The following is a 16,159-nucleotide window of genomic DNA, read 5'->3' on the forward strand; positions in this document are numbered from 1 at the left end:
ATTTCATCTATTCGTTGATTTTCAAGCCAACTTCAAGCCCATGGAGAAATACTTGATGGTTATCCAAACATAAAAATTGCTGAATTTCTTCAAATTTCATATGACCAACTGAACAAACACCTAAATTCAATGTCTCAGCCACCATATTTAAGGTAGCAGTGATAATACCAGACTCAATACAAGCAAATAAATATCCATCTGAACCGTATTTCGGGATGGAAGCGTTCGCATTATAAACCAAATAAACTGAAAAGGCAGACTGAGTAAATAAATCTTGGTTAATTGACTCATGATCACTTTTGATTACTTGATCAATATTATTTACAATAACAAGACAGTTTTTTGATGGGTTATAATAATAAAACCCAGACTTTCATACCTTCTATACGTTTTGGTTTTATATAAATAAAGATATCAATAGGGTAGAGTCCGCCTGCACTTGCGTAATGATAGTATATATTTTCTTTCCTAACCTGTTTTAGAGTTGATATGAATTGGGAAAATTCTAAAAAACTAATATGTTTTTTCATATCAAATTGGCGACAAGACCTACGTTCCTTGATTATAGTTGGTAACTCATTTGTTGTTTCAAGTTGAATTTCGGTTGACCGCACAGCATGGTGTGTTCGATTCAATTGTTCACTCATATACTTATCTAAATCTTCTTTAGAAAAGCGAATCTGGTTGCTATATGGATTCGGAAAAATCTTTTCTTGTGTGGAAAATACTTCTCTTGGGGGTAATATGTTACTTACTAACACACGATTTTTTATCATAAGCTCTACTGTTTTTTGTGTCTCTTCTACATTTCCTAACGAAAAGTGCTCCACTAGTTCACTAATTTTCACACCTTTTTGAGTCAAAAAATAAAACTCAGGAAACCATTCAGACAGAACGCCTGCAAATCTTGTTTCTCCTATCAAAATTTCATTATGCAACTTCTCCCAATGCTTAATAGGAGACCAGTAATAAATTTGCTCGCTCATATAACCCTCCATAAATGTTTTACTTATTTTCAAAATACAATTTTCTAATCTACAAAAATAATCTTTAGATTCTGCCCCTTGCCTCATAGTGATTATAAATACATGTACTTCAACGAAGCTTGAGAATAATAAAATAACTTTTTCTTCATTAAATTTTTTTATTTCATCATAAAAAATGATTTTTTATTAGACATTTCAGATCCTTTCCCATAGTAATCCTATAAGGTATAAACCATTTAGAACATTGAGAATTTTCATGTATTTCCAATGTGAAATTATTGTAATGGATTGGAAAGCAGATGGAAATAGTTATTAAACAAAATAATATTGAGAAAGTTTTATTTGTTATAGCGATAAAATTTTCTAATGAGATTTATTACAAATAGATTAAGAAAAGAATTTGAAATTTTTCTTTAGAAGTTAGTGTGAAAATGCACATACTATTACATACAAGTGAGTTACTAACATATCGTATTTAAAATAGAGAAAAGACACCATTTAAGGTGTCTTTTCTCTATTTTAATTCCATATACTTTTGCATCTTTGCTATTTTTTAAACGATTTGTAGGAATTAATACAACTCGAACATCTAGCCCGTTAGATGTTCGAATATATAATAAAAATTATATAAATTAAGAATGTGCTTCAGATAATTTTATAAATAAATACAAAGATATCTTCTCCTCCTACTGTTACAATAGCAATAATCTCTTGTCTATTTTCGTTATTAAATTGTAATATAATTACAGTATGTGAAATTATATTACTTTAACTTTAAAAGCGAAGTGAAAGCAACCTTCACTTCGCTTTTTTCATTTGCAATCCCTATTCAATTTGCTTAATTCAGTATATACTTTCACATTATTTGCTTTTATTTAATCGGTTTCTCTGTTTTTAAAACTAGTGAACTTAATGCAGGAACTTTAATTTTATTGTCATGGACAACGTAAAGTGTTTTACTTCCCGCCTGATTCTCGTTTACTAGCACTTTCCATGGACCTTTCGATGGAAGTGTTATGTCAACGGCTTCCCTATTTGCATTGTGAGCCACCATAAAGTATTCTCTTTTATTCCCACTTCCCTTTCCATCTATTGTATAAGCTACAACATTTTTGGGAACATCGATAAAAGCTACATACTTTTTAATTTGCTCTGCAGAAGTCATACGAAAAGCTGGGTATTTTTTGCGTAAATCTATTAAGCCCTTCATATACTCTACTTCATTATTAAATGCTGCACGGCGTAACCAATCCATCTGGTTAATAGAATCAGGAGATTTGTAACTATTATGATCACCATATTTTGTGCGCATAAACTCTTGTCCTGCATGTAAGAATGGAATACCTTGTGATGTTAATAAAATCGAAGAAGACAATTTGTGCATTTGTTTTCGCACTTCTTCGCTTTCACCTGGATTACTCAACTCAAGTTTATCCCATAATGTATGATTGTCATGTGCTTCCACATAAGTTAGCACCTGCTCTGGATCTTGATAAGTAGACGAATTTGTATCATAGTCAATACCTGCCATAATGCCTTTTTTAATACGGTCTTCCATGTTTTGCTTTCCGTTTACAAAACCATTTTCTTTCTCCTCAAATACACTACCTTTCAATCCATCACGAATATTATCGTTAAAATGAGCAATCCCTTTCATTTTCTCCGCATTTTTTTGATTTGCTTTCAATTCAGCTGCAAGAGGTGTATTTAAATCCCAGCCTTCTCCATGCAGAATAATAGAAGGATCAATTTGATTAACAGCTTTACGTATCTCATTCATCGTTTCATAATCATGAATACCCATTAAATCAAAACGGAACCCATCTAAATTGTATTCTTTTGCCCAGTATGTGACGGAATCTACCATAAATTTTCTCATCATCTTTCGTTCTGAAGCGGTATCATTCCCTACTCCAGTTCCATTTGCAAATGTTCCATCTTCATTGTAACGATAATAATAACCAGGAACTAACTTATGAAAATTAGATTCAGCGGCATTATACATATGGTTATATACTACATCCATCACAACACGAAGATTATTATCATGCAATGTTTGAATCATTTGCTTTAATTCAGTTATTCGAACAGTTGGCTCATAAGGATTTGTAGAATAGGAGCCCTCTGGGACGTTGAAATTTTTCGGGTCATATCCCCAGTTATATTGTGGTTCATTTAAAGCCTCTTCATTTACTGAAGCATAATCAAATATCGGTAAAAACTGAACGTGAGTAACACCAAGATCTTTCATATGATCAAGTCCTGTTTTTACACCTTCAGGCCCTTTTGTTCCTTTTTCTGTTACACCTAAATATTTTCCTTTTTGCTTAATACCACTTTCAGGTTGAATGGAAAGATCGCGTACATGCAATTCATAAATAATAGCATCTTCCGGATTTTTAAATTTTGGCTTTTTGTTTGCTTTCCATTTTTTCGGATTTGTTTCTTCTAAATCAACAACTGCACCTTTATCTCCATTTACAGAAGCAGCACGCACATACGGATCAACCGCTTCAGTCCACTTATCCCCAATTTTCACCTTATACGTATAAAAAAGACCTTTTTGGTTCCCTTTAAGTTCTGTTTTCCAAGTTCCCTTTTCACCTTGTTGCATGTTTATTTCAGTACCTATTTTATCGCTCCATTTTTTATATGTAACTAACTTCGCTTCACTCGCAGTAGGAGCCCATAAACGGAACTTTGTATGTTGCGGAGTATATATATTCCCTAAATCATTACCACCATAATAAAATAAATTATCAAATTCCTCGCTACGAATGACTTTACCGATTTCAGTATTCGCATCAGCTAAGTTTTCTATTTTAACTTTGTATGTCTGTTTTAAATCAATTTTCTGTTCCGTAATTATTTTAACCTTATTAGTAATATCTCCACTATTTTTATCATAAGGACTAATTCCCTTAATTTTAACGCCTTCAATTTCAATTTTCTGCTCCTTACTATTAAACGGAACATTAGTCGTTACAGTAATTTCATTAAAACTATCAATAGTAGCTTTTTGAATTGAGAGATCCGAAGAAGGCTTAGAGTTATATACTTTTTCATCACCCGAAAGGATCCATACTTCAGCACGACCATCCCTTATATTTTCAACCCAGTGATCACCTCCATCTTTTTCCCATTCATTGGTACGAACTATAAATCCTACACGATTATAGTCACCATCTATTTTTATCTTAGCGTATTTTCCAAATTCATCTTCACCAGTAAATTCATAAGATTTACCGTTTGCATTTTCTCCCCATCCCCAAAGATTCCAGTCTTTTGTATTTCCAGATTTCTCTTTGTAATGAATGATAACTTCAGTTGTTTTCGAATTTGAAACTGCCTTCACACTCTGAAAAGAGAAAACAGATGATAACATAACGATTATGGCAAGTAATAAAAATGATTTGTTAATTAATATTTTTGTCATTTGCACCACATACACCCTTTCTTTAAATAGTACGAGCTATTTATTATGCTCATACTAAATTACACTGCTTAAATTAATGTAGAAATCTCTTTTACTTCACCCCCATATTGACTATTTTCACGTATGTATTTCAATGATCTTTTAATACGAAAACGTTTGCATTAATGCTTAAAAAAATAGATTTTTTTCCTTCATATAGCTGTAAATACTAAAAGATCAGGGAAATCATTTTAAAGCAATCGTTTGTTATCGCTTTCATTTTATAGCACTTACTATTAAAAGGTCAATATATTATTAATTTTCTGTTTTTATATCCTTGAAATCTTATATATTTGTCGTAACTTATTGAAGATAGATGCCTGATTATTGCTTAGTAATTTTATTTTCACTAATACATTGCTACGTAAAAAATCAGCTAATATCCTTAAAATGACATTAGCTGATTTTCATAATGTATTAATATATGAATGAAAACTATATTTCTAACTTACTTAATTTTTGCTGCATCAAATGCTTTTTGCACTGCTTGAACTTCAGCTGTATTCGCCCCATATTTATTAGTTGCCACTCGAATACATGCTGATTTCAATTCTTTGAAATTAGATGTCATGTTTAACTCATCTGTATTTGCATAATAGAAAATATCAAACATTTTATCTTCACCAATTCCTTTAACAGTTACTCCGTTATGAGTTCCGCCTTTTGCAATGAGATACGCAACTTTATTAATAATACTTGAATTAAAATGAACGCCACCTTGATCCCATCCATTAAAATCGTTAAATTCACTGTAATCATCTGGATACGGTACTCCAAGTGAAGATGGAACAGAAGCTGGGTTTTCCATATCACGGAAAACAGATCCAGTTTGTTCGCCCATTGTCCAGTTAAAGCTTCCATTATTTACGTATTTCTCAATAGATGTTCCCATAATATCAGATAGCGCCTCATTAATTGCACCAGATTCACCGTAATATTCAAGATTAGATTCGCTAGAAGTAACAGCATGTGTAAATTCATGTCCAGCTACGTCATATGCCTTGACAATAGGATCACCATATACAAGCATACTTCCATTATTAGCACTTAATGCATTTTGCCAATTTTTCGGATCGTTCGTATCTTCAGAATCCCAAGCATGTACAACTGAAACTACCTTTTGTCCCTTATTATCAAAACTATTACGCTTGTATTTATCTTTATAAAAATCAAATACCTTTGTTGCTAAGTAATGAGCACTTACTGCTTTTGGATCGTTAAATGTTGTTGAAGTGCTGGTTGCTAGTGTACCAGGATAATAGCTTTCTTCTTTAGTAATATCTCTGTAATTCACATCATATGTTTCAATTCCTTGCCCTCTTGTATAATCAGCAAGTGCATATTTGCCATTACTTTGTTTAGAAATACCAAATGAACGAGATATACCTAAATCATCTTTTCCTGTTCCAGTTAATGATGTAAGACTACTTTTTTTACTTTCCTTTAAAGCTCCAACTAGTTTTTCACTTGCTTTTAAGTTAGATTCTTGTACCATATTTTTTAACATATCACCATTTTGTGCATTTACTAAATAAGTTCCAGAAATATAGTTTGGTGTTGCCGCTTCAAATGTAACTTGATATGCATTTGAAGCTTGTCCATTATTTTCATCAACAAAAATAACTTCCTTAACTTCTGGCTCAGAAATAAACTTGATATCGTTCCCGTATTTCGTATAAATATATTGTTTCGCTTCATCTTTTGATAGATTAATAGGCTTTTTCAATTCTTCTTGTTTTAAATTTTGCGCGCTATCGCCTGAAACACTTTTAATAACACCCTTATTATCTACGTGTGCAGTTAATTGATGGCCATATACTTCTTTTCCTTCGTATGTTTGCTGTATACGTACGAGTGTAGTCCCATCATATGAATCACGTTTTTGAAGAACTTTATAATCTACTCCTGTTTCTCCATTGACTTGATTTGGAGAAAGAGCTTGTTCAGCTTTCTCCTTAAGAGCATCTTTTACTACATTCTCTGGTGTTTTTTGTGACGGTTGTGTAAGTTCACCTGAACGGAATGAGTCCTCCTGAATTTGAACTTGAAGTTGATCTGTTTCCTCTGCATGACCTATTCCGTATGGTGCCACAGCTGTTAAAGCTAATCCTGTTGTTAATGCTACTTTAGTTAATGTCTTTGTGTTTTTCATTTTTTCACCTCGTATAATTTTTGAAATAGAAAGCTTGTACAAAGTATACTGTCTATTTATGTCGAAAAAAAGAGAAAATACAAAATTCATGTAATATTATGCAAAATTACATATATGTGGTCGATAAAATAAAAAATGAGCCCTTTTAGGTGCTCATCCAATTGGTTAGTCGTTAATTATCTATATTCATTCTAATCAAAGTACACTTATATCTTATTAACAACATAAAAAACCACTCTTTACTATTTTAAGAATAGTAGATAAATACTTTAGTGAGGCAACGCATATACAAGTTAGATTTTTCAATATAATTTTGTTATTTATTTCTATAGCTGCATGGATTGTAACGTTTTGAGACTGCTGAAGTCTTATATGAGTTTCAGGCTTTTTTATCTTGTCAAAAATATCTTTCAAAGATAAATTTGTCTCCCCATTTAAATATAGAAAAGGACATATCTATTGCATGTTATTAACTTAAGGTATGTTCTTTTAAAGCATATTATAAATATACATAGTGAGAAATGAAACAATAATTATTCAAATGAAAAATCCCCTAAATTTTTAAAGCGATTCAGGGGATTTTTTACCGATGATTCTCTATATTTCCATACCGATCACAAACTTTTTTAGGATAATGGTATGTCCAAGTTTAATGGTTTTTTGCACGAGAGCCATCTTTTTTATATTTATTTAATTATCCTACTAAGTTTTTTGTAAAATTCACCTTTTCTTTTTACATGATTAAACTGATTTGGATTAATATTAGCTTTTTGTGAGAGTGCTACAATCTCTTCTTTTGTAATTGAATCTTTAGTATTTATAGATGCTATATTTGTATATTTTCCATCTTCTGTTTTTGGGATTTCTAAAATCCCTTTATTTACAAGATCAACTACAGCCTTATGCTCTGAAGAATGTGTATCTACACCAGTAATTTTCCAATTATGCATAACTTTTGGCGTGTATACACCGTTCTTTACCTCTTTTAAATATGTAATAGCAAGGTTACGAATGGTTCCACCTGTTTCTCCGAATGCATTCTCTTGTTTAGATGACCAAGTTTGTTCAAATTTACGTCCCTCTAAAGCTCCCCCTTTTGCCTGAAGAGCCTCCATTCTATACGCATTCATTCCTAGCGTCATAACATCGCTCATTTTGATTGGTTTATTTGTACGAATAGAGCGTAAATTTGTAATTCTACTACCATATGGTTTTGTTAAGTCAATTTCGTATTTTACGCCTCCGAAGAAATCGTTCGTACTGTATTTAGACGCACGACGGTTTTTATCAAAGCTAACTGTTACATCTCCGGCACGAGATGAGTTAAAATATCCTGCTGCCCATTCCATATAGTCTTTTAAATCTCTTCCAGTTATCTTATATACTGTAATTTCTCCCAAAGCATATTGATAATTATAAGCAATATCTTTCTTCTTTATAGGCCCTATATCCAAGCGGGCATAATCATTATCAATTTGATGGGCTACTACATCCGCTTTACTGTAATGGAGCATGACTTCATGAAAGAAATCTGATAAAGGTGTCTCTTGAATCTGCACACTTGGAATACCCTTTATTTCATTTTCAGGAACAAGGTTTCTACCCTTTAATTGGGCGACTACAACATTTGCATCTCCTCTCGCATACTCATGAAAAGGTGTTAGTGTTTCTTCAAGTGTAGAATCAGATAATACTGTAGTTCCATCAGCATTTTTTACAGGTATAGCGGTAGCTGTTTTATCTTTTAAAACAAGCTTCCCATCTTGCTTTGTAAAAGTAAGGTCAATACGTGAAATATGCGTTCCGTATTTATCTGGTTCTGTAATAATTACGCCATTTACAACTTCTTTTTTTACAAGTTTATGCATATGAGCCGCAAAAATAGCGCTTAGTTCCGGACAAGCATTCGCAATATCTTGAACACCAGAACCTGGGATTCCATTCTCATTTTCTAGTCCCATATGCATAACCCCTACCATTACATCTACTTTATCTTCTAATTCTTTAATAGCCTTTTTTGTCTCTTCTACTGGATTTTTCACTACTAAACCATCCAAATGATCTGTCCCTTTTTCAAAATCACTAATCATTGGTGTATTCATACCAATAATCCCGACTTTAATTCCACCTTTTTCAACAATCGTATATGCAGGAAGAAAACGCTCTCCATTTTCCTTATAAATATTTCCTGCTAACGTCTTTCCCTTGTATTGCTCACTAACTTTTTTCAATGTATCTAATCCAAAGTTGAATTCATGATTTCCAAATGCCCAGGCGTCATATCCCATTGTATTCATTGCTACCATCATTGGCGATTGTGGCTTATCGTTGAATAATTCTACTGAGTTTCCTTGAATTGTATCCCCGGCATCTACTAATATGGTATTTGGATTTTCTTGACGTACCTTCTTTATAACCGTATAAAGCTGCGTCAAACTTCCACTCATATTTGCTCCATCAAGCGCATAATCCCAAGGCATAAATCTACCATGAATATCTGCAGTACCTAACAATGTAATATTAACATTAGATTCCTCAGCCTTAGAAATAGCTGGTTTGACTGTTACTGCTGTTACAAGAAGCATAAGAATAATAAAATTGCATACATAGTTCTTCCATTTCATTTTTTGCATAATAACAATATTTCTCCCCTTTTTGTACTGTCATAAAGTTGCTTGAACTTTAAAAATGTAACTTATTATTCAGAGAAATTCAACTACAAAAGATAATTTTGGAGGTGGTTTTGCTGTGAAAATATAGAGAATAAAATGCATATATCCCCTAACAGAATAGTATTTTATCGTTTTCTAATAAAATACTTCTTCCTCCAACGTGTGAAGAGCACTAAACCAACGGTAGATGTATATGTACTTTCAAAATTTTGGACATATAACTCATTTTCGGATTTCATTGCCAATTTATTTCCTTCTAAATGAAAACGCTGAGATCACTTCCAAAAATAATAACCCCGCTCTTCATTTAAGACGGGGTTACACTTATACAGCAAATCGGATTCAGTTTTTTTGAATGTTCGTTTCCTATTCAAGAGAAAGATCTGCTAGTTTCGTATTTTCTTCTGCTTATTGGTTGCTTTCAACTAAATTCATCATAATTTTAATCAAGACTTGTATTTTATCACTCAAACCCTTGATGCTATCCTAAATCGCTCAATAAATAGATAATAATTTTTACTTTTCAACTTCACAAAGCAATTTGACCTCTTTGATTTGTTCTATATGACGCTGTTCATGCAAATAGATTAATTCTATCCACTGATCAAGAAATAATTCTCCAAGAGCTGGATGCATCACTGATTTTTTTACCAATTTAGATTCATCTTCTATTGTACTCAGAAAACGCATCAATTCTTTTCTAGAGTCGTTTAACAAATCAACCATTTGCAGCACTTCAAATGGTTCTATACTTGGTTCAATCATTTCTGGTGCTATAAATTTTATCGATCTATCTAACAAAATAGTGTGAATTTCTTTACGCTCATTTAAGATACTATCCACCTTTTTTAATCCCGATGAAATAACTGTTATAACTCTCTCATCTAATAAAACTAAGTGATGACAAACTTGTGCTATACTCCATTTATCCTTATCTGGTTTCCTATTAAATTGAGCATCACTTAACAAAGTAATTTCCTCAAATAATTGATTTCTAGTTTCATAAAACTTGTCATTTACAAATGTATTCATGTGAATTCTCCTTTCATTAGAACCTACATACTTAGATTCCTACGCTAGAAATATTCTCTATGGAAAAAAGATTTTCCTTCACTATTATTCCAATCCAATCTTTTCTTTCTTTAGTAGGTTCTCTAATTCATGCTGAAACGTACGAGTTCTCTCAACATCCTTGAAGATTTCCTTGAGGTTATTATGCGCTACAGCTACATCATAATACTTTCCACAGAATCCCTTCAACATAACCACATAAAACGTTCCTAATTATCAATCTAGCATTAAATATATGTAAAAAATCACTCTATTCATTCATTTTTAATGCTTATGTATGTACATTTGTTAATTTATTAGTTATATTATGGGTATTGAATGATTACGAAAAGTCAATAAATCGCTTGTATAACACCTTATATTTTTATATCCGTGAAAACTACAAAATGTATAAAATTCCATTTGTCAAATGAATTTAATGCGGAAGGAGGTTTGTGGTTACTTCATCGGGATATAATAATCAGTTTTGAACTGATAAAAATATAGGAGGCGACATAATGTTTCGTACAATTTCAAATTTCATGAGAGTAGCTGAGATAAGAAACAAAATTCTTTTTACACTAGCGATGCTAATTGTTTTTCGCATTGGCACGTTTATTCCAGTTCCTCATACTAACGCAGAGGTTTTAAAAGTACAAGATCAAGCAAACGTTTTAGGTATGCTAAACGTATTTGGCGGAGGAGCACTGCAACACTTCTCAATCTTTGCTGTAGGTATCACACCATATATTACAGCTTCTATCATTGTACAATTACTACAAATGGACGTTGTACCTAAATTTACAGAATGGGCAAAGCAAGGAGAAATGGGCCGTAAGAAATCAGCTCAATTTACTCGATACTTTACAATCATTCTCGCATTTATACAATCCATTGGGATGTCTTATGGTTTTAATAATATAGCAGGTGGACAATTAATTACAGATCAAAGCTGGACTACATACTTATTTATTGCGACAGTTTTAACTGCTGGTACTGCATTTTTACTTTGGTTAGGTGAACAAATTACCGCTAATGGCGTTGGTAATGGAATCTCAATGATTATCTTCGCAGGACTTGTTGCGGCGATTCCAAATGTCGCTAATCAAATTTATTTGCAACAATTCCAAAACGCAGGCGATCAGTTATTTATGCACATAATAAAAATGGTTTTAATTGGACTCGTAATTTTAGCGATAGTTGTTGGTGTTATTTACATTCAACAAGCTGTTCGAAAAATACCGATTCAATATGCAAAAGCTGTTTCAGGAAACAATCAATATCAAGGAGCAAAAAATACTCATTTACCTCTTAAAGTAAATAGTGCAGGTGTAATTCCTGTTATCTTTGCTTCAGCCTTTTTAATGACGCCGCGTACAATTGCGCAGCTCTTCCCTGATTCAAGCGTATCTAAATGGATAATTGCGAATCTTGATTTTGCACATCCGTTTGGAATGGCGCTTTATGTGGGTCTTATCGTTGCCTTCACATATTTCTACGCGTTTATTCAAGTAAATCCTGAACAAATGGCTGAGAATTTGAAAAAGCAAAACGGATATGTCCCGGGTATTCGCCCAGGTAAATCTACAGAACAGTATGTAACAAAAATTTTATACCGTTTAACATTTATCGGTGCGATTTTCTTAGGAGCAATTTCAATATTACCACTTGTATTTACAAAAATCGCTACATTACCACCATCTGCTCAAATCGGTGGTACAAGTTTACTAATCATCGTAGGTGTTGCATTAGAAACGATGAAGACGTTAGAAAGTCAACTTGTGAAGCGTCATTATAAAGGTTTTATAAAAAAAGTGAATTAATTACAAAAACACACTAGAAGTCACAATAGCGACCTAGTGTGTTTTTATTATAAAAACTTATAATAACGGAGGTTTTGTCTTATGAGTCAAAGAATGTCTTATTATGATATTTCGCCTGATGGTATGAAAATTATGATGGATATGGAGAAATACACGAAGAAATCTTCAATTAATCGAGCTGTTAGAGAGCTTATAAAAATTAGAGTCTCTCAAATTAACGGCTGTGCTTATTGTATCGATATGCATACTTCTGACGCCCGAAAATTGGGTGAAACCGAGCAAAGAATTTATTGCTTAAATGCTTGGGATGATTGTGATTTTTATACTCCTGAAGAAAAAGTTGTTTTGGAACTATCGGAGCATATTACTCTCATTCCTACTAAAGGAGTTCCTGAAAATCTATACAGCCGAGTACGTGAGCACTTTGACGAAAAACAATATGTTGACCTTGTGTTAATCATTAATCAAATAAACAGTTGGAATCGAATTTCTATCGCGATGGGCAATACCGTAATAAAAAAATAACACTCATCCACCAAACAATATGCGACCGATTTAGTTAAGTGTAAAATAAAATACACCCTATATAAAAACACAGTTGGTTATTTCTCCAACTGTGTTTTTGATTTTACTATCTCTAATCTGTTAATCATTTTCTTCAAATTAACTATTTTTCCTTCTAAATTTCGAATACGTTTCCCTCAGTTTTCCACATCATTAAACTTTAACTACATCTCTTTTTTTAACAACCTTCCTTGCTTAAAATAAACTCCAAGTGTAGAACGATTCGCTAAAAATACACCAATCAAGATTAAACAAGCTCCAATTCCCATTGCAGGATTTAATGGTTCTCCTAATACAAAATAACCTACAATAACAGCAATTAACGGAGATACATATAACCACGTTGATGGAAATACAGGATTTGTTTTTGATAAAAGCCAGTAATATAAACCGTGTCCACCGATAGATCCTACAAATATGAGATATAAAATTGGCCATTGTACATTCCAAGATGTTAAGATTATTAGATTAGGCTGTTCCATTACGATAGATACAATTAACAACAAAACTCCTCCATAAAACATTTGAATGCCGTTAATGAGAAATGGTGATACGTTAGGTAAATCTGAAAGTATCTCTTTAGAACGAATAGAACCTATTCCATAAAACAACTCTCCTACTAATATAACAAGGCAAGCGATACTCCATATGAATGTAAGTTCTTGATGCATTCCAGGTACAGAAATGCAAAAAACACCAAGGAGTGCTATAACTAAAGCGACAAGTTGTTCTTTTTGCAATTTTGTTTTATTTCTCTTTGATTGTAATAGCAAGATCATCATTGGACCCGTAGCAGATAGAACTGCAGCTAATCCAGAAGAAATATATTGTTCAGCCCAGTAAAGGGTCGCGAATGTCATAAATGTTAAACAAAAACCAGCATATATAATACGTTTCGATAATAAGTAAGGCATAATATCCTTTCGCTTTAATTTAAAAATAACAATGAGAATAAGGCCCGCCAAAAAGAAACGAATTCCAGCTGAAAATAATGGTGGTGCCCCCGCTTCTATTCCAATTTTTATCGTTAAAAATGTCGTTCCAAAAATAATACATACTAAAATATAATTTAAAATGACCATTTTCCTTCCTCCTTTTTACTCTTGAAATGAGTATAGAGGATATGGTGTATAACAGTGTATCCACGCATATAACAGTTGAATAAAAATATAGTTGATTGTCAGGATGTTTTTCGCTTTAATTAAATTAAAAAGAAAAACAGGTGATTCTATGAAGATAGTACTACGTAAAGAATCCAACATACCATATTACCAACAAATATATATGCAAATTGTTGAGAGAATTCAAAGCGGGATGCTTTCACATGGCGATTACCTCCCTTCTTTACGTTCTATGGCCGATGATTTGCAAATTAGTTTATTAACTGTTCGTAAAGCTTATAAACAGTTAGAAACGAAAGGTTATATACGAATTGAACAAGGAAAAGGTGCCTATATACATAAACGTGTGAATAAAGATTTCAAACCAATTCCATATCAATGGCAACAAACGAAATCCATTAATGTTATGCGTTCTCAATATGTGATGAACCAACACCGTAAATATTTCGATTTTTCACAGGCGGTCCTTTATCCGCGTTTATTACCAAATCCGTTTCTTTCAGATGAAATGCACAAATTACTTAATAAAGATCAAATGATACTAGCAACTTACGGACCTGTTCAAGGCGATAAAGAACTTAGAGTGGAAATAACAAACTACTTAAAAGAACACCAACAATTAGTTACAGATCCATCTCAATTATTAATTACAAGTGGTGCCCAGCAAGGAATCGATTTAATCGCCCAAACATTATTAAAGCCTGGAGACATAGTGTTAGTAGAAAGTCCGTGTTATGGAGCGGCGCTTGATGTATTTGTTAATAAAGGAGTTCAAATTATCCCTGTTAGTCTTGATAACAACGGCATTCGCTCAGATTTAATCGATGATATTTGTCAAAGAAAGAATCCTGTTTTGTTATATGTGAATCCTACTTTTCAGAATCCAACGGGCACAGTAATGAGTAAAGAAAGGAGAATGGAACTTGTAGAACTAGCAGAGCTTTATCAATTTTTCATTTTAGAGGATGATTCTTTCGGAGAGATATATTTTGAGGATTTTAAAATTCCTCCTCCAATAAAAAGCTTTGATACAAATGGTCATGTTATATATTTAAAAGGATTTAGTAAAACGTTGGCACCAGGTCTTCGCATCGCGGCACTTGCAGCTGAAGGACATATCTTTGAATGGTTATACGCCGTGAAGGCTTCGATGGATATTGGTAGTCCCTTATTGACACAAAAAGCACTACTTCCTTTTTTACGAGCGGAACGAATGAAAAATCATTTAGAAAAATTACGGACTGCTTTACAAATTAGACGCGATTTAACAATTGATATATTATCTCCATTAAAAGAATTAGAATTTGAAATACCTAATGGAGGATTTAACTTATGGGTTACACTCCCTCAGTCAATCGATCCTTTTACATTATTACAAAAAGCGAATGAAGTTGATGTTTCTTTTTTACCCGGCACAGCTTGTCTGTTAAGCCATGAAACTCAATATAATCATTTGCGAATTAGTTATTCAATGTTAAATGAAAAAGATATGTTGATTGGATTAGAAAGATTACATGATACAATTGCCAAGTTTAAATCATTCATGTAAACTCCAAAACAACAACTAACCTCCTATTCACACAATAAAAAACCAACACTTTAAAATTTTATTAAAAGTCAAGATATAAGCTGAACCTATTATTAATAGTGAATTCTTATCTAATGTCATACATTATATGTATAAAAATTAAAAGGATAGAAGAGCTTGAATAAATTCGCCCTATCTATCCTCTTTTTAAACACAAATGACTAATCATAGTGGACTTCGCTGTCAACAGAACCTGTATTGCTCTATTGCTATGCTCAAACTTCTTTTTATTGCTACTTGTTCAATAAGAGGTGTTTTCTTCCTGCATGAAATTTATTTTATAGGGAATTCATTATACTTATTAAAACAACAACATGATATAGACAAAACCAAAGAATAAACATAATGGACTATAGAACCAAGTGTCATATCTAGCAAACTGAGAATGTTTAATTTTTTTGAAAAATCCAACAAACTTAAAATCACCAATTGCCCTAACAATGAAAACTAAAGCACAGACAATACTTCCGATTTTAGATAAACTATTTGCTTCGAACCCCTGCAAATAACCTAATTGAACAACAATAATGACACTAGCTAATAGAATAAGAATGGCTACGAATAATGTTCCCCATATTCTCGGAGTAAAAGCAGGCTTATGTTCTCCCTCTTTTACTGGGATAACAGCAGCAGAACCCCATCGACCTCCAAAAGCCCAATAAATATGCAAAAAACTGATAAACCACAGAAGCCCCACAGCTACTACTATTAATAGTAATTTCATTTAT

The 16,159-nt window shown here is 32.6% G+C and carries 10 protein-coding genes and 2 pseudogenes; 3 read left to right on the forward strand and 9 right to left on the reverse strand.

Features of this window, described 5'->3' with window-relative positions; translation table 11 throughout:
* Positions 1–7: 7 nt before the first annotated feature.
* From JFU18_RS02720 to JFU18_RS02745, 7 genes and pseudogenes are all read right to left on the reverse strand, one after another.
* Positions 8–986: pseudogene (locus tag JFU18_RS02720) on the reverse strand (SagB/ThcOx family dehydrogenase).
* Between the two features lie 527 nt (positions 987–1,513).
* Positions 1,514–1,591 (reverse strand): annotated as a pseudogene (locus JFU18_RS30625) (DM13 domain-containing protein); the annotation flags it as partial.
* Positions 1,592–1,857: 266 nt separating this feature from the next.
* Positions 1,858–4,428 (reverse strand): type I pullulanase, encoded by a 2,571-nt coding sequence (gene pulA, locus JFU18_RS02725; protein WP_201033827.1) that lies wholly within the window; start codon positions 4,426–4,428, stop codon positions 1,858–1,860.
* Positions 4,429–4,909: 481 nt separating this feature from the next.
* Positions 4,910–6,613 carry a M4 family metallopeptidase gene (locus JFU18_RS02730; RefSeq protein WP_137058248.1) on the reverse strand — a complete coding sequence of 568 codons (1,704 nt, stop codon included), beginning with the start codon at positions 6,611–6,613 and terminating at the stop codon, positions 4,910–4,912.
* 686 nt (positions 6,614–7,299) lie between these two features.
* Positions 7,300–9,246, reverse strand: a complete 1,947-nt coding sequence (locus tag JFU18_RS02735) for a bifunctional metallophosphatase/5'-nucleotidase (RefSeq protein ID WP_201033826.1) — start codon at positions 9,244–9,246, stop codon at positions 7,300–7,302.
* 555 nt (positions 9,247–9,801) lie between these two features.
* Entirely contained in the window at positions 9,802–10,317 is a 516-nt protein-coding gene (locus JFU18_RS02740; protein WP_201033825.1) for a DinB family protein, read from the reverse strand.
* Between the two features lie 84 nt (positions 10,318–10,401).
* Entirely contained in the window at positions 10,402–10,554 is a 153-nt protein-coding gene (locus JFU18_RS02745) for a hypothetical protein (protein WP_201033824.1), read from the reverse strand.
* A gap of 299 nt (positions 10,555–10,853) precedes the next feature.
* Between JFU18_RS02745 and secY the strand changes: the two genes are divergently transcribed.
* Positions 10,854–12,158, forward strand: a complete 1,305-nt coding sequence (gene secY / locus JFU18_RS02750; protein ID WP_201031065.1) for a preprotein translocase subunit SecY — start codon at positions 10,854–10,856, stop codon at positions 12,156–12,158.
* Between the two features lie 81 nt (positions 12,159–12,239).
* Positions 12,240–12,683: a carboxymuconolactone decarboxylase family protein gene (locus JFU18_RS02755; protein WP_201031064.1), complete on the forward strand. Its 444-nt coding sequence runs from the start codon at positions 12,240–12,242 to the stop codon at positions 12,681–12,683.
* A gap of 203 nt (positions 12,684–12,886) precedes the next feature.
* On the opposite strand, the gene JFU18_RS02760 is transcribed toward JFU18_RS02755, so the two are convergent.
* Complete coding sequence (locus JFU18_RS02760; protein WP_201033823.1) at positions 12,887–13,804, reverse strand: DMT family transporter; 918 nt, start codon at positions 13,802–13,804, stop codon at positions 12,887–12,889.
* Between the two features lie 148 nt (positions 13,805–13,952).
* Here JFU18_RS02760 and pdxR point away from each other — a divergent pair, with 148 nt between their 5' ends.
* Positions 13,953–15,392 carry a MocR-like pyridoxine biosynthesis transcription factor PdxR gene (pdxR, locus tag JFU18_RS02765; protein ID WP_201050230.1) on the forward strand — a complete coding sequence of 480 codons (1,440 nt, stop codon included), beginning with the start codon at positions 13,953–13,955 and terminating at the stop codon, positions 15,390–15,392.
* A gap of 340 nt (positions 15,393–15,732) precedes the next feature.
* Here the strand turns inward: pdxR and JFU18_RS02770 are convergent, their stop codons facing one another.
* Positions 15,733–16,155: a DUF3995 domain-containing protein gene (locus JFU18_RS02770; RefSeq protein ID WP_201031061.1), complete on the reverse strand. Its 423-nt coding sequence runs from the start codon at positions 16,153–16,155 to the stop codon at positions 15,733–15,735.
* Positions 16,156–16,159 lie beyond the last annotated feature (4 nt).

Source organism: Bacillus sp. TH22, assembly GCF_016651015.1.
GTDB lineage: Bacteria > Bacillota > Bacilli > Bacillales > Bacillaceae_G > Bacillus_A > Bacillus_A mycoides.